The following is a 21404-nucleotide window of genomic DNA, read 5'->3' on the forward strand; positions in this document are numbered from 1 at the left end:
AAAGGCGGCTTAAGTCAATGACAGCGCACTCTCAGCGCGGAGTAGCGCTGCTCACTATCTTACTATTGGTGGTCAGTATTACCGTGGTGGCGGGGGCGATGCTTGCCAGTCAAAAGATTGCTATTAGGCGTAGCGGCTTATTGTTTGATCAAAATCAGCTGTCACAAGATATCAATGCTGGTCAGCAATTAGCCATCACGATGATTCGTGCTGACGATAAGCTGAATGACACAGATAGTGAGCAAGATATTTGGGCGCAGCCATTACCGCCTTATCTTTTAGCCAATCATAGCATCAGTATCGAATTGCGCGATGAAGCCAGTCGTTTTAATATTAATAATTTATATCAGAATGGCGCGGTTGATAGCGCCGCCTTAGCCATATTTCAAAGACTGTTGACACAATTAAATCTGGAACCTGATATTGCCATTGCTGTTCTTGATTATCAAGATACGGATAGCGACGTTTATCAAGATGGTGGTGATGAGAGTGTGGTTTATTCTCAGCAATCAAGTGGCTCAGCGAGTAAGACTTTGCCCAATCAAGCATTGGTCAGTGTCGATCAATTGCAAGAGATTCGAGGGGTAAATGCTGAAGTACTAGCGGCACTACGTCCTTATATTACGGTGGTTCCTTATTATGTGCCTATTAATGTCAATACTGCCAGTCCAGTTTTGCTGGCTGCACTGATAGATGGCGCAACCAGCCAACAGATGCAGGGATTGGTCGATATGCGGGCAAAGCAGGCGTTAGCCTCTATCGATGATGTATGGCAATTGCCGATGTTGAGCAGCTTAAATGATGATCAGCGAAAGGCGTTAAAACCACTGCTTGCAGTCGATAGCCAAGCCTTTATGGCGCTTATTACCGCAACGGATAGTGCAAGTCTTGGTCAACAAAGACAACGGTTTGCAACCGTATTGATTAGCAAGGTTGCGACTGATGCTAGCGCGGCAGTAGGGAGTAATGCGAATAACAGCACGCCTAACAATAATAATGAGAATGGCAATAATAAAAAAGCCAAAGAAATTAAAGTGGTGACACAGCGTTTATGGGCATTTAGACCCAGTTTCTAACGTTGAGTCACCTAAAAAGAGTCTCAATCAGTGCCGAGGTAGAATATCTGACGCCACTTAATCTCCTAAGTGCGTCTCTTCCGTAGATTTCCAGTTATAAGCCCCATAAAACAACATCTGTGCTTGGCGAGTGCAATTATGGAGCATCAGCTGTTTATTTTCTTCAATCTCGTTCAGATCGATTTCATCATCATGGTCTTCAGTATAAGTCAGCTCCAACCAATCGATAATCCAAGAAAAGAACATATTTACCCCAGCTTCAGCCAGTAGGCGACGGTCATAGGCATTGATATGAGTAAAAGCAGGCTGTAGCGCTAAATCATCAGCCAAGCTTTGAGCATGTTTTTTGACAAGTTCATTAATGGCTTTGCGTACAGCTTCTGAGCCACCGTAGCGCTCACTGACTAAAAATTGCCAGTAATAAGGCTGATCACTAACCATATGCAAGAACAGCTGAATGCTCTTAGCAATTTGGCGATCAAAGCTACGTTTACGCCCAATTTGCAAACTATCGCTTAGAATCGCCAGCGTACCGCCTAGCTCTTCTACCACCAATGCTCGACCAAGCGATTCCATGTCATCAAAATGCCGATAAAATGCGGTCGGCACCACGCCAACCTCACGCGTTACTTGCCGGAGGCTGATTGAGCTAAAAGACTGCCCTGTCATACATAAATCAAGCACGGCATTAAAAAAGGCGTGCCGAGTTTGAAGTTTCTTTTGTTCGCGACTGCTCATAATATTTCAAAATTGTCCAATAAGGGTTTATCATACTCATTTCAGCGTAAAAATACGACTGAAATACGCAACTTGTGTTAATTTACTAGACCGGCACGGGTCTTTTAAACCATCGTACCCCAATGGCCTTGTAACTCTTGTGCCAATCGATACGCCTCATGATCATTCATCCCAGTGATAAAGTCCAATATATTTAAAATATTGTGATAGACATTATCTGATAATAGCCGCCGATGCTCATCGAGATGTGGCTGTAACAACATGAGTAGGCGCTGCTGCTCAAAGGACATGGATTGAGGATCAGATGTTGCTCTACTACTTGTCCAAGCTAATGGCATAAAAGCATCTAATAAACGATGCAAGCATTGATTGGCCATTAGCTCCATTCGGACTTTGCTTGGGTGATTAAATATTTTCTCACGTGCCAACTGTTTGGCTTGGTTGATTCCACTTTGCACACTGATATCACAGTGGTCAAATAAACTGCCTTGCAGTGTACCCGCCAGCAATGCATCACTGTTGGCGACAAAAGCATCGGTCACGGTATTGACCAAGCGCATCATCGCACGGGCTCGCAATGACGCTAAGCTCTGCCTGACAGACATGTGTACGGGCAGATTGATACTGCTAGGGCGCTCACCAATCAGCTCATAAAATATGGCGGCAACCTCACTATAGGTCAGCATATTGAGATTGATACCATCTTCTAAATCTATCAAGGCATAGCAAATATCGTCTGCCGCTTCTAGTAAATAAGCCAGCGGATGACGCGCAAAACCGTCGTGCTGTGTTGAACGTGGTAAATGCAAACAGACTGCCAACTCTTCTAATTGTGCTGACTCACTATAAAAGCAGCCAAATTTTTGTACATTTTGATGGTGGTGTTTATCATTGACATCGTTGCTGTGAGAGGCAAGCCACGGATACTTCATAAAAGCGCCTAAGGTCGCACAAGTGAGACGCATACCACCTTTATCAGGATGGTGCTCATTACGCGCCAACAGTCGAAACCCTTGTGCATTACCTTCGTAGGCCAGCAAGTCCAAGCGCTCGTTGCTACTTAACTTTTGTAATATCGCTTGAGGGTCAGGCTGCCTAAACCAATCTCGAATGGCATACTCTCCCGCATGACCAAAAGGCGGGTTGCCAATATCGTGAGCGAGGCACGCTGCTTGTACAATGACACCGACATCGGCTGGCGATACGCCTGCTGGTAGACCGCTGGCCAATTTATCATGGAGCTTTTCTGCTGCCATCATTGCTAGAGAGCGTCCAATAGAGGAGACCTCAAGCGAATGAGTCAGACGTGTATGGATACCGAGCTGATTGGTTAATGGATGGACTTGGGTTTTTTGATTCAATTGCCGAAAGGAGTGCGAAAATACCAGTCTGTCGTAGTCTTTGTGAAACTGAGAGCGAGTACTCGTATTGGCGTTAAACTTTTTGGCAGCACCAAGACGCTGCGAGTTGAGGAGATGAGACCATTGCGTAGTAGGAGACGGCAAAGAGGTTGGAGTAGTTAGCATATTGAAACATCCGAAACCAAGGGAGCCTCTAGCATAGCAAAATAGCGCCCTTGGTACAGATATATAGTCAGAGAACTACATTAAGATTTCTGGCAGTTGAAAAGCACTTCTTCCTCTTCGGTAGCCACATTACTGCCCAATATTTTATTTCGCAACGTTGCTTTGTCACCATTTACTTGCCATATGATGCCATGGGTGTTATCTAATCCGATATCACTGGTATAGATAGTTTTTTCAGTACTGGCGTCGCTATCAGAGGTAGCGGTCAAATCGTATTCGATACCATCGATCAGTAGGTGCACTGTCTGTGGTGTAGTATCATCATGGTAAGAAACGCCGATAGTAGCCGTAGGATCACAAGAGAATGGTGTGCTGTTGCTGGCATGTTCTGCATGATCGTGTCCTTCATGCGCGCTTTCTTCGTGGCTATGACTTTCATGATTGTGTCCTTCATGACCTTGTTCCATAGCATCGTGCCCTTCGTGCTCTTCATGAGCATGTTCAGCGTGATCGTCTACGGGTGTTATTTCTTCAGATACTACCGTATCACTTTCTGTATTAGGCTGACAGCCCAATACAGAGCCTGTCATGATACTTCCTACAAGCGCAACACTGGCAAATCTAGAAAAAGAGAAATAGTCAGTCACAGTATAAGTCCTCAAATAGTAAGATAAAGATATGTTATAATATAACAATGTTAAGATAAAATAAAGCCGATGATGGAGAATTTCCAACATCGGCTTATTAATTATCAGACAGGATGTACCGCTTAACGTTACACGTTAAATCTAAAGTGCATGATATCGCCATCTTGCACGATATAGGTTTTGCCTTCTAAACGTGATTTGCCAGCGGCAGCTGCGCCTTTTTCACCGTTGTATTCGATAAAGTCATCATACGCAATGACTTCGGCACGAATGAAGCCACGCTCAAAGTCAGTGTGAATCACGCCAGCTGCTTGCGGTGCGGTTGCGCCAACTGCAACCGTCCAAGCACGCACTTCTTTAACCCCAGCGGTAAAGTAAGTCTGCATATCTAGCAAATCATAACCACCGCGAATCACTTGATCAAGTCCGGCTTCTTCCATATCCATCTCAGCTAGGAAGTCTTTTTTGTCGTCTTCATCAAGCTGAGCGATTTCAGATTCGATTTGGTTGCATAGAGCGATAACGATAGAATCTTCGCCAGTGGCATAGTTGCGTACCGCATCAAGGTAAGGGTTGTTTTCAAAGCCATCTTCACTGACGTTAGCGATATACATGGTTGGTTTTAGGGTGATTAAACCATAACTTCTGATGAGTTTTTTCTCATCAGCATCTAGGTTCGCTGCGCGTGCCGCTTTACCTTCTGCCAATAAAGGCTCAACTTTTTTAAAGATATCAAGCAATGCTTGCGCATCTTTGTCGCCACCTTTAGCCTTCTTGGTTTGGTTGTGAATGGCACGCTCAACGGCCTCTAAATCTGCCAATGCCAATTCAGTATTAATGGTTTCGATATCATCAATCGGGCTGACGCGACCATCAACGTGGACGACGTTGTCATCATCAAAACAGCGTACGACGTGCGCAATCGCATCAGTCTCACGAATATTGGCTAGGAACTGGTTGCCCATGCCTTCGCCTTTTGAAGCACCAGCGACTAGACCTGCGATATCCACAAACTCCATCGTCGTTGGTAATACACGCTCAGGCTTAACGATATCAGCCAGTTTCTTTAGGCGTGGGTCAGGTACTGGTACGATACCCGTGTTGGGATCTTTGGTACAAAATGGAAAGTTTTCAGCGGCGATACCCGCTTTGGTCAACGCATTAAACAAGGTGGATTTACCCACGTTTGGTAGGCCGACGATGCCGCAATTAAAACCCATAACATTCTCTCAATATAATAATAAAATCAGTTGGTATAAAGATTGGTTAAATGATAAATCAAAATTGGGCATATTGTAGCAAATTTACCTGAATAGGGGTGAGGTTGTTGTGTTGTATACTGAGATTTTGTGTTTGGTCATTACCGGTAATTTTGCTGTTTTATCGATTATGGTAAGCTGTGCTATAAAACGATAGTTTGGCTTGTAGGCGTATGACAAGTAAACGCCTACGACTCGTTACACTGTACGAGTAATCTTCATTATGAACACCAAGCGCTCTCAGTCAAATCTGCAAAACACTATGTATAAATGCGCCGTTTCGATAAAGGCCGCTAAAATAAAATGAAAGGCGAAATCCTATAATGACTACCACGATTTTTGACACGCGCCACTACAATTATCCGCAGAACTTCATAGAAATTAAGCCTAAGCTGGCACGACTTGAGCAGGCGATTAAAAAGCTAGAGGCAAATCTAATCGATGCTAATAATACTGCAAATATTGAGCGGTTAAATGACAGGCTGAATGGTGAATTAGAGTTCAAAGTAGACTATGCTCGTGAACTAAATCCTGACCAGTTATTAGCAGCCACAACTATCGAAGGCAAGGTGCTAGTCATTGCTGGTGCCGGCTCTGGCAAGACTAAAACGCTCACGTACCGTACCAGTTATTTATTAGAGAACGGGGTCACGCCCAAAAGCATCTTGCTACTGACTTTTACGCGTAAAGCAGCCAATGAAATAAAAAGCCGCGCCAAAACCTTACTTGCGAATACCTTATTTGATAAACAGTCTGATGAAGACTTGGTAAAGGATAAGCTGCCAACTGATAAACGGCTTAACGATATCACCAGCGGTACTTTTCACTCTTTTTGTAATATGCTGCTGCGTCAGTATTCAGGGCTGCTCGGTATAAATCCGCGATTTACGATTTTAGACACGGGCGATAGCGAAGATGCCATCGACTTAATCCATAAAGAAAAAAAGTATCCCGCGCAAACCAAAAGCCAAGCCTTTCCGCGCAAAAAGACACTGCAAAATATCATCTCTAGCTCTCGGAATAGACGTATTCATATCCGTGATTTAATCGAAAGTAATTATCCTGATATCGCCGTGCATATTCCTATTATTGAACAATTGGCAGTCGATTTTCATGAGTATAAGCGTGCCAATCATCTATACGACTTTGATGATATTATCAGTCAGGTCGTGCGTCATTTAAAGACGAATAATACCTTTCGCCAAATGCTACAAAACCAATATCGCTACATTATGGTTGACGAGTACCAAGACACCAATATTCCGCAAAAGCAGTTGATAGATTTGATTAGTAAACCTGAGTCGGTATCGCTGATGGTAGTCGGTGATGACAATCAAAGTATTTATGCTTTTCGCGGTGCCAATTACGAAAACATTCTGCTATTCGGTGAGACCTATCCCGATGCCAAGCTGATTAAGCTCGAACAAAACTATCGCAGTACGCCTGCTGTTTTGGATTATATCAATGCCTTGTCCGCGCAAATCACGTTAGGCTATCAAAAGCAGTTGTACTCTGGCGCATCGATAAGTGGGCATAAGCCAGTGTTTAGACGCCTAAGCAATGAGACAAAAGAAGCAAAATATATCGCCGATAAAATCATCGAGCTAAAATCGGATCATGATTACGATGATTTTGCGGTACTGTGTCGCACATCCTTTCAATCTAACTATGTCCAATTAGAGTTTATGGAGCGTCATATTCCATTCATTGTGGTGGGCGGTATCAAATTCATTGAAAGGCGACATATTAAAGACGTTTTGGCATTCATTAAAATATTGTATAACCCGAATGATACGATTGCTTGGCATCGTATTTTGACCTTATTTCAAGGCGTGGGGACAGTCACTGCGACTCGTTTGACTCAAGCGATTAATGCCGATAACAACTCCTTTGAGCCATTACTTACGGCGAAGTTTGCTAAAAAAAGTATACAACTTGAACCTTTATACAATACGCTCACTAAAGCAAATCAAGCTGAATCCGTCGAGACGGTCATTGAGCTGATTTTAGAGTTCTATATTCCTGTCCTAAAAACGATTGAAGAAAATTGGCGAGAGCGCAACGAAGATTTTCGTGTGCTCAAAAATTTGGCAATAGAACATAGTAGCCTTGATAACTTCTTAGAAAATTTGGCACTCGATCCACCCAATGATTCGGTAGCCATAACCAGTCAACCTGATGATAATAACAATGATAAAGTTACTATTTCGACCATTCATAGTGCCAAAGGGCTGGAGTGGCCAGTGGTGTTTGTCAATTCATTGGTCGATGGTATCACGCCACACTATCGCTCTTTGGATGACTTTGAGGAGCTAGAAGAAGAACGAAAATTATTCTACGTTGCTTGTAGTCGCGCCAAGAGCAGACTGTATCTAACGGCACCTGATTACTTTGCCAGTTATTCAGGGTATTTTGACAAGCCATCGCGGTTTATCGCTGAGCTGTCTACTGATGAAGTGACGGTAGAAAATTCTAAACAAGTGAGAGAAGAGAGTGATGATCCAGTGTGGTGGTGATATTTTTGTTTATCGATAAATAATGTAAAAATACAGGCATAAATAATGCACGTTTGTTGTTAGAATGGTATCGGCGACCGATTCTTTACACCAACCTTCGTACTACTCAGCATGGACTTTATCATTAATGAAGAATTTTATTGCCGACGTGAAGGCACTTTTTAGACAAAAATATGATGCCGACGCTCAAGGTAATAAAGCAAATAAGCCCGCCTTTATAGACTTGCCACCTGATATCAAGCCCGATAACCGGCATAGAGTAAGTCAGTCTAGTCAAAATGACGATACAGATGATTTCGCGTCATTTATCATCTCATCTGGTAAATCTAACAATGTTTCTGGTGTTTCAGCCAATAAGCAGTTAGGACGCTGGTTCAAAGAAAATGAATCCTTTGATATTAAAGGACGCTTTATTGACCGCGGTTTTTATTATGTTGGTGGTCAGCTTACAATGCTAACGGGGTTTGGTATTGAACCTTCGCTAGTCGATGACAGTTTACCTGCCAGCTCTCCAAACATCATCAACAGTATTTCGCAAATTTATTATGATGAGTCGCTTGGTTATTGGCCAAGTTATGAGCGTTTGTCCATTAAATGCCGAGGCGCTTATCTTGATTGGCTAGCTTCAAATCGCGCGCATCCAAGTACGCCTATTGGCTATGTATTCATTTATTTTGGTGGTTTTGAGCGCCGTATCATTGAACATATTAACGATGATGTTGTCTCCGATACTGAGTTTATGGCTATCTATGAAGAAGTGACACGACTCAATCGTATTTATGGCAGCCAGTCTGCTTCGTTCGACAGTTATTCAGCACATTTTTTAGCATTTATGACTCTTATTCGGTCCTTGTTATTTGAAGACAAAGCGCAAACAGGGCATTTACTACCACCGCCTGTCACTAGCCAAAACTTAAACTTTAAGATGCATTTGGCAAAGACGGTAGCGTTGCAATTGCCTATTCCTGCGTCATTAGCATGGGAGTGGTTGGTATATTCTAATGAATACAATTTTAAAACTCCTGCCAAGCGCTGTGAAGATACGTTCAAAGATTTATTTAAAATTCTTTACCATGACGCTTATCCAAACGGTTTTGTAGTTTCTGCCAATAAAACTAGGCTCAAGCTCAGCTATAACGCTGCCAGTCGTTCTATCGTTAGCGTAGAGCTTACGCTTGATGACTTGCCAGACCCAAGCATCCTGAGAGCGCCTGTCAAAAAACTTATAACTATCGCTGAACAATGCAATGATGCTTTAGATGCTTACAGTCGTTATCTGGGAAAAGAAGGCAGCTCGGCTGATGATATTGCTGCTGTTATGCTACTGCCGAAACCCTTACTTCATAATTATCACCATCCTGCAATTGAAAAATTTAAAACATGGGCACAGTCCATTATAGAAAACGATGAAGGGCTGACAACGACTAAAGAGTTATGGGCATATTTGGATGAAACTTTGCCGCCAACATCTAGCAAAGCGCTGAGTAAAAAACAAAATGAGCTGATTATTAATTTGGTAGAGCTTGCTGGTTTTGGTATTGCTCCAGACCAACGCTATCATCAGACGCGCTTGCAATCGGATGGTTATGCCGTGCTATTTGCTTACGGTCATGGTGCGCATTGTGAAGGTTTCGAACCGAGCTCGTCGTTCTATCAAGTCAGCCTAGCTATGAGATTAGGGGCAATGGTAGCGACTATTAATGGTTATGTTGATAAAAGGGAAGTGGATACACTATTGACGCTGCTCAATCAAGACAGTCAACTGACCACTATTGAAAAAGAATCGCTGACCGCATATTTGCTATGGCAGTTAAATACCCCAGCAAATATGGCAGGTCTAAAAGCGACATTGGCTGATCTTGACACGAAATATATTGGCTTTATCAGCCGTTTTATCATTACTGTTGCTTTAGCGAATGGCAATATTGAACCCAGTCAAATCAAACAAATCGAAAAATTATATCAAGCTTTAGGTCTGGATAAAACGTTAGTGACTAGTGATATTCATCAGCTAACGACGAATAAAAAAGTAAACATAGGCATAAAAAATGAGCTCGAAACCAAAGACAATAGCAGCAAAAGTAGCCGTTCATTTAGTTTTGATGCTGAACTGTTGGCGCTACATGAACGTGAGACCGCAGTGGCTAAAGCGATGCTAAGTAAGATCTTTGCTGTAGAAGATGAAGAAAGCGAAGATGATATAAAAGAGAGTGTACTATTAAAGATAAGCAGTAAGAAGGCGACTGAGCATCACAGTAACGCGCCTGTTAACAATCATAGTTCAGGTAATGAGGCGGTCATAAACGGACTAGATCGTAGTCACAGCCAACTGTATCAAGAGCTTATTAGTGCCGAAGTATGGCAACGTGAAGCCGTCAACGAATTATGCGAATCGTTAAATCTAATGATAAATGGCGCTATCGAAACCATTAACGACTGGGCATACGATAAAGTTGATGCACCCGTATTAGAAGATGATGATGAAGTGGTCGTTGATTTTGAGATTGTCGACGAGTTAAAAGCGTTGAATTCATAGCACATAAAAATTAGCACACTAAAAATAGTGGATTAAAAAGGAATAAAGATGAGTGGTAAAAAAATTAGAGCCAAAGAACGCGACGCGATTATCCAGTCGCTCAAGGCTGGCGTTACCCCCAAAGTTGGTATTCAGCATATCCAAGTGGGACGTATTAATGAGCTCAAAGCTTTGATAGATGATATTGAACGTGTGGCTGATGGCGGTTCTGCGTTTCGGCTGATTATTGGGGAATATGGGTCGGGCAAGACTTTCTTTTTGAGCGTGGTTCGCGCCATTGCACTTGAGCGTAAATTGGTCACGGTGAATGCGGATTTATCGCCTGACAGACGCATTCAAGCATCGTCAGGCCAAGCGAGGAATTTATATTCTGAGCTGATGCGTAACTTATCGACGCGCAATAAGCCTGATGGCAATGGGCTTGCTAGTGTGGTTGAGCGTTTTATTACCGAAGCACGCAAACAAGCGGACAGTAGCGGAGAGGCTATCAGTGACGTTATCCAGCAAAATTTAGCTGAATTGACTGAGTTGGTAGGTGGTTATGATTTTGCAAAAGTCATTGAAGCTTATTGGCAAGGGCACGAAGAAGGTAATGACGAGTTAAAAGCCAACGCTATTCGCTGGTTACGTGCAGAATACGCTACTAAGACTGATGCCAGACGCGACTTAGGTGTGCGCACTATTATTTCCGACTCATCCTTTTATGACTCTTTAAAAATCATGAGTTTATTCGTCCGTCAAGCTGGTTATCAAGGATTGCTCGTTAATTTGGACGAGATGGTCAATCTATACAAACTTAACAGCACTCAAGCGCGCCAAGGTAACTATGAGCAAATATTGCGTATCTTAAATGATTGTTTGCAAGGTACAGCTGAGCATTTAGGGTTTTTATTAGGGGGTACGCCTGAGTTTTTACTCGATCCGCGCAAAGGCTTATACAGCTACGATGCTTTGCAAACTCGCTTAGCGGACAACAGCTTTGCCAAGCAGGCAGGGGTAATTGATTATTCTTCTCCAGCGTTACATTTGGCTAGCCTAACGCCAGAGGAGCTGTATATTTTGCTAAAAAACCTACGTCATGTTTATGCAGGCGGCGATGAGTCTGCATATCTAGTGCCTGATGAATCACTACAAGCTTTCTTGCAACACTGTAGCCAAACGATTGGCGATGCTTACTTCAGAACGCCACGTAATACCATCAAGGCATTTTTAGATATGCTAGCTGTCATCGACCAAAATCCTACTATCTCATGGAATCATCTGATTCAATCCGTAGCTATCGACCCTGAAACACCTTCAGATATGGACATCGATATGAGCGACCTTAGTGACATGGATGAAGATGATGGACTATCAGACTTTAGCTTATAAGACGAATGCCTACTTTGAGAGATTTAATTTGAGAGACGCCCATACTGAGCTTGATAAGCGTATACAACGCTGGATATTCAACCAAGGCTGGCATGGACTACGGGAAGTACAAGCCAAAGCCATTGCGCCCATTTTATCAGGACAAACGGACGTGCTTATCAGTGCGGCAACCGCTGCGGGTAAAACAGAAGCTTTCTTTTTGCCTGCCTGTAGCGCTATCGCTCATCAAGACAAGGGCGTTGGTATTCTTTATATCAGTCCGTTAAAAGCTTTGATTAATGACCAGTATCGACGCTTGCAAAGTCTAGCGGAGCTGCTAGGCATGCAGGTCACTCCATGGCATGGTGATAGTCTACAGAGTAAAAAGAAACAACAGAAAAAGTCACCGTCAGGCATTATTTTGATTACTCCTGAATCGCTTGAGTCTCTACTAATACGAGATGCAGGCTGGGTGAAACAAGCTTTTGGCGAGCTCAAATATATTGTCATTGACGAGTTTCATGCCTTCTTGGGTAGCGAGCGTGGTCAGCATCTATTGTCACTTTTGACCCGTCTTGAGCATGTAGCTGGACGGCTAGACGCGCCTATTCCACGAGTGGCATTAAGTGCAACTTTGGGCGATATAGAAACTGTGCCTTTATCACTACGCCCCAATAATTCTTTACCTTGTGTCATTATTAAGGATACTGAATCGACTTCCAACGTCAAAGTTCAGCTAAAAGGTTATGTAGACCCTAACCAAGTAATGCACAAGCTTCAAAGCAATGGGTCTAAGAGCTATTATGATAATAATGATATTGATGAGAGCTATATAGCTATTGATTCGAAAAGCGAAAGTGCTCAGATTAGTGAGTTTAAGGATGATAATTCTCTAATTCATAGTTATCAGCTTGCTCATGATGCTCAATCACAAATATGCACGGATTTATATCGCTTCTGCCGTGGCGGTAATCATCTTATATTCGCCAATAGCCGTAAGCGTACTGAACTCATAGCTGCATTGCTAAGTGACAAGTGTGAGCATAATATCGTTCCCAATGAGTTTTTCCCCCACCACGGCTCGTTAGCAAAAGAATTAAGAGAAGGTTTAGAGCAGCGTTTGCAAAAAGAGGATTTGCCGACTACCGCCGTCTGTACCATGACTTTAGAGCTAGGTATAGATATCGGTAAAGTCGATTCTGTCGTGCAGGTTACAGCACCGCATTCAGTATCAAGCTTACGGCAACGGCTTGGGCGCTCGGGTAGGCGCGGCGGTTCATCAGTTTTGCGCATGCTTATCACCGAAAAGCAAATCGATGTCGATACCAGTTTGGTGGATAGACTGCGACTACAGCTTATACAGTCATTAGCAATGATAAGACTGCTTATCGCTAGCAGATGGTTTGAGCCTGCCGATACCTCACTCTATCACTTCTCAACGCTCCTTCATCAAGTGCTCGCGACTATCGGTCAATGGGGTGGTATCCGTGCCGACCAAATTTATACTTTGCTATGTAGACAAGGACCTTTTCAAAAGATAACGCCTACTCACTTTAAATCCTTATTATCACAAATGGGCGCGATGCAACTGATTACTCAGCTTGGCAATCAGCAATTGGTATTAGGGATAGTAGGCGAGCGTATCGTTGGTCATTATACTTTTTATGCAGTGTTTAAAACGCCAGAGGAATATCGTCTTGTGGCTGGTAGTAAAACACTAGGCACATTACCCGTCACTACTTTGCTGCTACCCGAACAATACATCATCTTTGCGGGTATACGCTGGCAAGTCAAAGATATCGATATGGATAAAAAGGTCATTTATGTGGTTGCTGTCCAAGGCGGCGGTCAGCCTCCAAAATTTGATGGCGGCGGAGATATGTCGATACACGACCGAGTCCGTCAAGAGATGTATGACATATTAACTAAAGGTGACTATCGTATTTCAGTCGGCGATAAAAAAGTCGATTTTGCTGATAAAACGGCGCGTGAATTGTTTACAGAAAGCCTTGATATTTTTGATAGGTGTCAATTGCGTCATCGGCCAATAATAGATCAAGACGGTAATACTTATATTTTTACATGGCGCGGAGACAAAGTCGTTCATACCCTAGCAGCTTTGCTTATGCAGCATGATTTCTCTACTGAGGTATATGCAGGAGTTATCTGTGTTCATAACGTCGATTCGGTACAAGTTATGAGGTTCTTACAAACGTTAGCTCATAAGCCTATGCCTACTGCTACTGAGCTTGCCGAAAATGTACCCAATAAACTGATTGAAAAGTTTGATGAATATCTGCCTGAGGATTTACTAAATATTGGTTATGGTGCAAAAACCTTTGATATCGATGGTCTCAGTGAATGGTTGCAGCTATTGTTTGAAAGAGAAGTTGATTGCAAATAAAATTTTGGAAGCTACTCAACGCACTACCTCCTTGTCAAACATATTGATTACCTCAATAGAGTTTCTGAATAACCAATTAGAATTACATGTATTCAGTTTAGAAAGAATAATTTAAAGGCAAAGTCTTCGCTAACTTTACCAATTATTCCCATCCAAGATACCTTGTACAAAACCCTATAACTAAAAGTATTTAATAGCAAAAATATTTATGAGATTGGGGTTTAATATTCAGCTCAATGCGTTACTATTACCACCTTATTCCGTTAGACCCTCATATTTGATACTCTGTATTAACACCATAAGAAAAGGATAGGTTATGCGCTATGAAGTGATCGTTATCGGTGCAGGTATGGTTGGCACGTCAGTCGCGTGGCATTTACAAAAAAATAATTCAAAAGTACTGATGTTAGACAAGAAGTTGCCAGGCTCAGAGACCTCGTATGGCAATGCAGGATTGATTCAGCGCGAAGCCATTCATACCCATCCTTTTCCTCGTCAATTGACTGAGATGATCCGAGTATTACCGAACCAAGGGACGGATATTCGCTATCGTATTCCAGCAATTTTGCGTTATCACCAAGCGCTGCTACAGTACTGGAAATACTCTACGCCAGCTTCGGTCAAAAAAATAGAATCAGAATGGCAGACACTGATCGCGCATTGTACCAGTGAGCATCAGACAATGATTTCAGCCTCTGGTGCTGACGAGCTAATTACTCGTGATGGTTGGTTGCAATTGCATCGTTCGGAAGAAACGTTCAAAGAAGCACAAGCATCAGCCATTGATGCGCGCAATCAAGGCGTTGAGCATAACGTATTGAACCTTGAAGCGCTAAAAGCCATGGAACCTAGTGCTAATTTTGAAGGTTTCGTTGGTGCGATTCATTGGAAAAACTCTTGGCAAGTGTCAAACCCAAGCTCCCTAGTCAAAGCCTATGCGAAAAATTTCCAAGAGATGGGTGGTACAATTAAAGAGAGCGATGTAAAAGAAATCGTACAAGATGGTGAGGGTTGGAAAGTCATCACTGATAATGACACTTATTATAGTGATAAGTTGGTTATCGCAGCAGGTCCATGGTCTAATGATTTGATCAAGCCACTTGGCTATAATCTGCCATTGTTCCCAATGCGTGGCTACCATCAGCATTTCAAAGTGACAGAAAAAAATACCATCAATCACAGTATGTTCGATATGGACAAAGGCTTTGTCATGGGACCGATGCAGCAAGGTATCCGTATCACGACCGGTGCTGAGATGACTACCATGGATGCACCAAAGAACTTTGGTCAATTAAAAACGGTTCTGAAGCTGGCAAGAAAAATCTTACCATTAGAAGATGCGATTGAGAGCGAAGCATGGGCAGGATCACGTCCTTGTATGCCTGATATGAAGCCAGTTATTGGTCCTGCAGACAAGCATGAAAAATTATGGTTTGCCTTTGGTCACAGTCATCAGGGTTTTACTTTAGGGCCTATGACAGGACGTCTCGTTGAAGAGATGATTCATGACAAGCCAGTATTAGTAGATGTTGCGCCATTCAGTGCTCAGCGTTTTTCTAATTAAAAGCGCATTTGACAGATTTAGCACAGACTTAAATTAATAAATTGAAGGTATATAACATGATAAAGAAGCTACACAGCACGCCACGCATGAGCAGAATTGTCGTCCATAACCAGACTATTTATTTATGTGGTCAGGTAGGTAATGCAGAAGACGATATCAAAGCGCAAACATTGACTTGTTTGGAAAAAATCCAAACGTTGTTAGAAGAAGTGGGTAGCGATAAATCAAAACTACTGTCAGTAACGGTTTGGATAAAAGACATGGCAGACTTTGCTGCTATGAATGAAGTCTATGACCAGTGGTTTGAAGGCATTCAGCCGCCAGCTCGTGCTTGTGGCGAGTCTGCATTGGCACGTCCTGAGCTGTTGGTTGAGATGATTGCCATCGCCGCTGAGTAAGTAACAGATTAATTGTAGTAGTTGTTTAAAAAAGGCCATGATATCGCTATCATGGCCTTTTTCGTGCTTGGCAAATAATTTGGCTCGAATGCTATGATTGACGGTTAATAAAAAAATAACAGTGGTTAAGTAGGTGGCAGCCACAGCTGTAGTTAGCATCCTTTCCATACGGCTTGGCGCTTTTCAACAAAGGCGTCAATACCTTCACTCACGTCGTCTGCCATCATATTACAAGTCATTACTTCACTGGCATAGTCATAAGCATCTTCGACGCTCATATTCAATTGCTTATAAAACATATCTTTGCCAGTTCTTACCGCTACTGGAGATTTGGTAGTAATCGCCGTTATCAACGATTGCAAGACTTGCTCTAATTGATCTGCTGGGGCTACTCGATTGATTAATCCATATTGCAAAGCAGTATGTGCATCGATAAATTCACCAGTAATGAGCATCTCAAACGCTTGCTTACGAGGTAGATTGCGACTGACGGCTACAGCAGGTGTGGAGCAAAAAAGCCCAACGTTTATCCCTGAAGTGGCAAATTTGGCTTTATCAGCGGCAACGGCTAAATCACAGGCGGCGACCAGTTGGCACCCTGCTGCTGTCGCGATACCTTGCACTTTTGCAATCACGACTTGCGGCATACGATTAATAGTGAGCATCATGTGACTGCATTGTTGGAATAGGGCGCGCTGAAAGGCTTCATCTGAATGTGCGCGCATCTCTTTTAGATTGTGACCGGCACAAAACGCTTTACCATTTGCTGCAATGACGACTACACGGATATTGTCATCTTGAGCGATACTGTCCAGTTCCGCTTGTAGCGCAGAGAGTAGCTCAACGGATAAGGCATTGAATTGCTTTGGTCGGTTTAAGGTGAGAGTGACCACGCCACTTTTTCTATCGTCTTTTCTAATAACGGGAAAGTCATCCATGTCTAAGGCAACGTCAGAGTTTGTCATTTATCATCCTTGATAATGGGTTGTTTCGTTTGGTAGATGCTATGTATAGCTACCTAAATAGTAGCATGGCTTACCTCTTATATAATAGGTTGCTCATGTAGAAAACAGACAAATAAAAATAGCGATCTCATATTCTGAGGTCGCTATTTGTTTATCAGTCAGATACAAGTTAAGGCTGTATTAAGCTGTATGTACACTGAGTTTAGTATGCGCCTTCGCTATAAATAAGCTCGTAGCTGTGGCTGTATATCTCGACGATATTGCCAAACGGGTCTTCCATGTAGATCATGCGGTAAGGTTTTTCACCAGGGTAATAATAGCGTGGTTTTTCCATACGCTTTTTACCGCCAGCTGCAACGATGCGTTCAGCCAACTCTTCAACATTTGGATCTTGAACGCAGAAGTGAAAGATACCTGTTTTCCAATATTCAAAGTTATTTTCAGGGTTTTCTTGATTTTTAAATTCAAAAATCTCAACACCGATACGGTCACCAGTAGATAGGTGAGCAATACGGAAACTGCCCCAACCTGAACCGAATACTTCAGTAAACATCTCACCAATCGGGCTATTATCTTCAACAATCTCTGTTGGCTCCATGATGGTGTACCAACCCATTACTTCAGTATAAAATTTTACGGCGGCTTCTAGGTCGGGAACTGAAAGGCCGATGTGCGAAAAACTCCTTGGATAAACGTTGTTCATAGCTTTTGCTCCTGTTAGTTGTACTCTTATTTAACGTGAGGCCAGTATACAAACATACGATTATTATGTAAAATTATCAAATATTATATAAATAATTATGTATCGTAATGATAAATATCACATGGTTACGCACTTTTTGTGCGCTTGCCGAATTCGGGCACTTTACTCGTACGGCTGAACGCTTACACATGACCCAATCTGGCGTGAGTCAGCACATACGTAAGCTAGAAGATCAGTTGGATATAGACTTACTGATTCGTCAAGGAAAGCAGTTTTCACTGACCAATGCAGGTGAGCAGCTCTATAAAGAAGCAGGCGAGATATTGCAGCGCTTATCAAATCTGGAGCAGCGCATCGGTGAAGATCCTCCTTATGAAGGATTGGTGCGTTTGATGTCGCCTGGTAGTGTGGGACTCAAGCTATATCCGCAGCTTTTGATCTTACAACAGCAGCATCCAAAGCTAGTGATTGATTACCGTTTTGCACCCAATTCTGATATAGAGAAGGCGCTTGCTAATCATGAGATTGACATTGGCTTTATGACGGATGTCTCAGATGAGGAGACAGTCAGTTGTAAGTCTATGGCTCAAGAAGCGCTAATATTAGTAACACCTGCAACTACGGTAGAGCCGAGCTGGGAGCATCTCACCGAGCTTGGCTTTATTGATCATCCAGATGGTGCCCATCATGCAGGTATGCTGCTAAGCGCTAATTATCCTGAATTCCAGCACATCAATGATTTTGAGAAAAAAGGCTTTTCGAATCAGATAGGATTAATCTTAGAGCCAGTGAGTAGGGGTATAGGCTTTACCGTGCTACCTGCACATGCAGTGGCTGCTTATCAAAAGCCTGAGCTGATTAAAAGCCATCATCTGCCTGTTGCCGTTAGCGAGACGCTATATCTTGCGGTAAGACGACGGCATGCACTCTCTAATAGAATGCACACGGTCATTGATGAAGTAACGAAATGGCTATAGATATTTTGAGAATAAATGATAAATGCACAGCTATCAAAGGTTAAATAGCTGTGCATTTAATAGAAGTCGTTTATTTAATAGACTATCGTTATTTCAAGTTTTGCCCAAGTTTGATACTTGCAGCAATATTTACAGCTGTGGTTTCAATATTGTCATAAGCCTGACTCAGTACGTTTTCGATGGTATCTACTTTTTGGATACTGGGCATGATGACCTCGAACTGGCTAGTTTGCGCAGGTTTGAGTCCGTCAACGCTACCACAAATAGCAATGACTGGCGTATGGCTGGCTTTGGCAAGCTGACTGATACCACCTGCCACTTTACCCATGGCTGTTTGCGCATCGAGCTTACCTTCGCCCGTGATAACGAGATCAGCCTCTGCAATATGCTGTGACAGGTGAGCCACCTCAGCAACTGTGTCAAAGCCTGATTTTAGCTGAGCTTGAAAGAACGTCATCATCGCGTAGCCAAGACCGCCAGCTGCTCCAGCGCCTTCGACATGTTGGCAGTCCTCATAACCGTGATGACCGCACATGGTGGCAAAGTGATTTAGTGCCTTATCTAACTCATTGACTTGCTCTGGACAAGCGCCTTTTTGTGGACCAAATACTGCGCTCGCACCCAAAAGACCACATAAAGGATTGGTCACATCACAAGCGACTTCAAATACTGTGTCTAATACCTTTGCATGAAGATTTATATTATCAAGCCTATGTAGGCTGGCAAGTGCGCCACCACCATGAGTGAGTAGAGTGTCATTGATATCGTGAAATGTGATGCCTAATGCCATTAGCATGCCAAGACCTGCATCATTGGTTGCGCTACCACCTAGACCAATCACGATACGTTTAGCCCCTTCTTCTAACGCATCAGCAATCAGCTCGCCGACACCGTAACTGCTAGCAATCACAGGATTGCGTTCATCGCTTGTCAGTAGATGTAATCCGCACGCTTGAGCAACTTCGATGACAGCCGTAGCGTCGGGCAATAACAAATACTTTGCCGTTATTGGTCTCATCAGTGGATCATTGACCACCACTTCTTTCCAGCGTCCACCCAATACATAAGACAGTACCGCAGACGTGCCTTCGCCGCCATCAGCCATCGGTAATAGCTTATAATCAGCCTCTGGAAACACTTGGCTGAAGCCAGATTGAATGGCGCGGCAAACATCCAGTGCGTCTAAGCTTTCTTTAAATGAGTCGGGAGCAATTAAAATTTTCATGAATGTCTCTTTGAATCTCTTTAAATAAATACCAAGGTTAATAACCAGATAAAGACGATGCTGGTCACGCCTTGAATACCCGTTGCCATAGAATGGGCTTTGTAAGCCTGCGCCACACTCATACGACTAAACTGACTGACAATCCAAAAAAAGCTGTCATTGGCGTGCGAGATAGTCATGGCACCTGCACCAATGGCCATCACACAAAATACGCGACCAAGCTCACTGTCGAGACCAATTTGATCCAGTAACGGCGCGACCATCGCAGAGGTGGTGACCAAGGCGACTGTGGTTGAGCCTTGTGCCGTTTTTAACGCAGCAGAAACAATGAATGGCATAAAAATACCAAGCCCTAACGCAGACAATGTCGTACCTAAATAGTCGCCAATCGGTGTGACCTTTAGCATGGCACCAAATGCACCGCCTGCGCCAGTAATCAATAGGATAGGGGCTGCCACAACCAAACCTTGAGAGATGCTGTCGCTAATTTGCTGTGTTTTTTGCTCAGTGTTAATTAGTAAGAAAGACAAGAATAAACCAATCAGTAATGCCGTGAGTGGATTGCCGATGAACACTAAAATATCTGTCAACGTGCCACTGCCAAATGGTGCACTTGGGAAGTTAGCAACAGACGATAAGCAAATCAATAGGATAGGGACAATAATAGGCAAAAACGCCATTGTTGCTGACGGCATGCTGCTATAGTCGTCGCGTGTCTTCATGTTTTCAGGCAAAGTCGCTGCTGGCGCGTCCAGTGCGTCGATATTGTCGGGAGCGACATTTAAGAATCGATTAGACCACCACCAGCCAGCCAGTACAGCAACCGCTGTCACCACCACACCGACCATAATAACCAAGCCTAAATTGGACTCTAACCCTAAGTTACCTGCTGCGGCAATTGGACCTGGGGTTGGCGGTACAAAGGTATGAGTTGCGTATAAGCCTGTCGCTAAGGCAATGCTCATCGCCACACTGGACACGTGTAAACGCTCGGCCAATGTTTCTTTTAATGAGTTTAAAATAATATAGCCAGAGTCACAGAATACTGGCACTGAAACCACAGCACCAACGATAGACATGGTCAAAGTAGGGAAGCGTGGTCCCAAAACTTTGATGACCGTTTCTGCCATTACAATGGCGGCACCTGTTTTTTCAAGGATTAGCCCGATGATAGTACCAAAGACAATAACCAGACCGATGTAACCTAAAATACCGCCAAAGCCATCCGAGATGGTTTTAGCAACAGTATTAAGCGGCACTTGGTAAAATAGCGCTACTAAAAAGGCTGATAATATCAATACTAAAAAAGGATGCCACTTTAACTTTGCTGTGGCAAAAATAATAAAAAGAATGGTCAGCACAAGCCAAAATACGATCATTACTGTCTCTACATGTAGGGTTGATAGCGATAATTGTGGATGCTGCTACTGAGCTATTATTTCATTAATAGCAGCATCAATAGGTATATGGATTTTTAAAGGGGCATATTCTATAGTAAATCCAAGCTGCTAGGGAATCTA

At 43.0% G+C, this 21404-nt stretch carries 16 protein-coding genes; 8 read left to right on the forward strand and 8 right to left on the reverse strand.

The genetic code is table 11. The features are described from left to right. The first annotated feature begins 17 nt into the window (after positions 1–17). Positions 18–1076, forward strand: coding sequence for a type II secretion system minor pseudopilin GspK (gene gspK, locus ACP7AE_RS05565; RefSeq protein ID WP_426241838.1), 1059 nt, complete (start codon positions 18–20; stop codon positions 1074–1076). Positions 1077–1133: 57 nt separating this feature from the next. On the opposite strand, the gene ACP7AE_RS05570 is transcribed toward gspK, so the two are convergent. The 4 genes from ACP7AE_RS05570 to ychF form a co-directional block, all read right to left on the reverse strand. Beyond that, the gene (locus tag ACP7AE_RS05570; protein WP_201538944.1) at positions 1134–1814 is read right to left on the reverse strand and encodes a TetR family transcriptional regulator; all 681 of its coding nucleotides are present in this window, start codon (positions 1812–1814) and stop codon (positions 1134–1136) included. A 104-nt stretch (positions 1815–1918) separates the two neighbouring features. Then, entirely contained in the window at positions 1919–3340 is a 1422-nt protein-coding gene (locus tag ACP7AE_RS05575; RefSeq protein WP_426241840.1) for a deoxyguanosinetriphosphate triphosphohydrolase, read from the reverse strand. 80 nt (positions 3341–3420) lie between these two features. Beyond that, positions 3421–3987, reverse strand: coding sequence for a hypothetical protein (locus tag ACP7AE_RS05580; RefSeq protein WP_426241842.1), 567 nt, complete (start codon positions 3985–3987; stop codon positions 3421–3423). A gap of 128 nt (positions 3988–4115) precedes the next feature. Further along, entirely contained in the window at positions 4116–5207 is a 1092-nt protein-coding gene (gene ychF / locus ACP7AE_RS05585; RefSeq protein ID WP_201501482.1) for a redox-regulated ATPase YchF, read from the reverse strand. A gap of 362 nt (positions 5208–5569) precedes the next feature. Here ychF and ACP7AE_RS05590 point away from each other — a divergent pair, with 362 nt between their 5' ends. From ACP7AE_RS05590 to ACP7AE_RS05615, 6 genes are all read left to right on the forward strand, one after another. Beyond that, positions 5570–7762 carry an ATP-dependent helicase gene (locus tag ACP7AE_RS05590; RefSeq protein ID WP_426241844.1) on the forward strand — a complete coding sequence of 731 codons (2193 nt, stop codon included), beginning with the start codon at positions 5570–5572 and terminating at the stop codon, positions 7760–7762. Between the two features lie 127 nt (positions 7763–7889). Then, positions 7890–10298, forward strand: a complete 2409-nt coding sequence (locus ACP7AE_RS05595; RefSeq protein WP_426241846.1) for a TerB N-terminal domain-containing protein — start codon at positions 7890–7892, stop codon at positions 10296–10298. A gap of 48 nt (positions 10299–10346) precedes the next feature. Then, on the forward strand, positions 10347–11669 hold the full coding sequence (locus ACP7AE_RS05600) for an ATP-binding protein (protein WP_201538949.1): 1323 nt from the start codon (positions 10347–10349) through the stop codon (positions 11667–11669). Beyond that, positions 11641–14052: a DEAD/DEAH box helicase gene (locus tag ACP7AE_RS05605; protein WP_426241849.1), complete on the forward strand. Its 2412-nt coding sequence runs from the start codon at positions 11641–11643 to the stop codon at positions 14050–14052. The genes ACP7AE_RS05600 and ACP7AE_RS05605 overlap by 29 nt, the downstream gene beginning before the upstream one ends. Before the next feature lie 316 nt (positions 14053–14368). Beyond that, positions 14369–15616, forward strand: coding sequence for an NAD(P)/FAD-dependent oxidoreductase (locus tag ACP7AE_RS05610; protein WP_201538950.1), 1248 nt, complete (start codon positions 14369–14371; stop codon positions 15614–15616). A gap of 59 nt (positions 15617–15675) precedes the next feature. Further along, complete coding sequence (locus ACP7AE_RS05615; protein WP_201539049.1) at positions 15676–16014, forward strand: RidA family protein; 339 nt, start codon at positions 15676–15678, stop codon at positions 16012–16014. 152 nt (positions 16015–16166) lie between these two features. On the opposite strand, the gene ACP7AE_RS05620 is transcribed toward ACP7AE_RS05615, so the two are convergent. Both ACP7AE_RS05620 and ACP7AE_RS05625 read right to left on the reverse strand, forming a co-directional pair. After that, positions 16167–16979 carry an enoyl-CoA hydratase gene (locus ACP7AE_RS05620; protein ID WP_201538951.1) on the reverse strand — a complete coding sequence of 271 codons (813 nt, stop codon included), beginning with the start codon at positions 16977–16979 and terminating at the stop codon, positions 16167–16169. Between the two features lie 202 nt (positions 16980–17181). Then, the gene (locus ACP7AE_RS05625; RefSeq protein ID WP_201501475.1) at positions 17182–17682 is read right to left on the reverse strand and encodes a lactoylglutathione lyase family protein; all 501 of its coding nucleotides are present in this window, start codon (positions 17680–17682) and stop codon (positions 17182–17184) included. Between the two features lie 107 nt (positions 17683–17789). Here ACP7AE_RS05625 and ACP7AE_RS05630 point away from each other — a divergent pair, with 107 nt between their 5' ends. After that, a complete protein-coding gene (locus ACP7AE_RS05630) occupies positions 17790–18659 on the forward strand; it encodes a LysR family transcriptional regulator (protein ID WP_201538952.1) in 870 nt (289 codons plus the stop codon). 88 nt (positions 18660–18747) lie between these two features. Here ACP7AE_RS05630 and ACP7AE_RS05635 read toward each other — a convergent pair whose 3' ends face one another. Continuing rightward, entirely contained in the window at positions 18748–19884 is a 1137-nt protein-coding gene (locus ACP7AE_RS05635; RefSeq protein WP_426241853.1) for a glycerate kinase, read from the reverse strand. A gap of 20 nt (positions 19885–19904) precedes the next feature. Further along, entirely contained in the window at positions 19905–21263 is a 1359-nt protein-coding gene (locus ACP7AE_RS05640; protein ID WP_426241855.1) for a GntP family permease, read from the reverse strand. Positions 21264–21404 lie beyond the last annotated feature (141 nt).

Origin of the sequence: Psychrobacter sp. TWP2-1-2 (assembly GCF_049896785.1) — a bacterium.
In the GTDB taxonomy this organism is placed as follows: domain Bacteria; phylum Pseudomonadota; class Gammaproteobacteria; order Pseudomonadales; family Moraxellaceae; genus Psychrobacter.

What these genes read in the sequence shown, in the direction of transcription:
- gspK (WP_426241838.1), top strand. Translation starts at nt 18, where the DNA reads ATGACAGCGCACTCTCAGCGCGGAGTAGCGCTGCTCACTATCTTACTA.
- ACP7AE_RS05570 (WP_201538944.1), bottom strand. Translation starts at nt 1,814, where the DNA reads ATGAGCAGTCGCGAACAAAAGAAACTTCAAACTCGGCACGCCTTTTTT.
- ACP7AE_RS05575 (WP_426241840.1), bottom strand. Translation starts at nt 3,340, where the DNA reads ATGCTAACTACTCCAACCTCTTTGCCGTCTCCTACTACGCAATGGTCT.
- ychF (WP_201501482.1), bottom strand. Translation starts at nt 5,207, where the DNA reads ATGGGTTTTAATTGCGGCATCGTCGGCCTACCAAACGTGGGTAAATCC.
- ACP7AE_RS05590 (WP_426241844.1), top strand. Translation starts at nt 5,570, where the DNA reads ATGACTACCACGATTTTTGACACGCGCCACTACAATTATCCGCAGAAC.
- ACP7AE_RS05595 (WP_426241846.1), top strand. Translation starts at nt 7,890, where the DNA reads ATGAAGAATTTTATTGCCGACGTGAAGGCACTTTTTAGACAAAAATAT.
- ACP7AE_RS05600 (WP_201538949.1), top strand. Translation starts at nt 10,347, where the DNA reads ATGAGTGGTAAAAAAATTAGAGCCAAAGAACGCGACGCGATTATCCAG.
- ACP7AE_RS05605 (WP_426241849.1), top strand. Translation starts at nt 11,641, where the DNA reads ATGATGGACTATCAGACTTTAGCTTATAAGACGAATGCCTACTTTGAG.
- ACP7AE_RS05610 (WP_201538950.1), top strand. Translation starts at nt 14,369, where the DNA reads ATGCGCTATGAAGTGATCGTTATCGGTGCAGGTATGGTTGGCACGTCA.
- ACP7AE_RS05620 (WP_201538951.1), bottom strand. Translation starts at nt 16,979, where the DNA reads ATGACAAACTCTGACGTTGCCTTAGACATGGATGACTTTCCCGTTATT.
- ACP7AE_RS05625 (WP_201501475.1), bottom strand. Translation starts at nt 17,682, where the DNA reads ATGAACAACGTTTATCCAAGGAGTTTTTCGCACATCGGCCTTTCAGTT.
- ACP7AE_RS05630 (WP_201538952.1), top strand. Translation starts at nt 17,790, where the DNA reads ATGATAAATATCACATGGTTACGCACTTTTTGTGCGCTTGCCGAATTC.
- ACP7AE_RS05635 (WP_426241853.1), bottom strand. Translation starts at nt 19,884, where the DNA reads ATGAAAATTTTAATTGCTCCCGACTCATTTAAAGAAAGCTTAGACGCA.
- ACP7AE_RS05640 (WP_426241855.1), bottom strand. Translation starts at nt 21,263, where the DNA reads ATGATCGTATTTTGGCTTGTGCTGACCATTCTTTTTATTATTTTTGCC.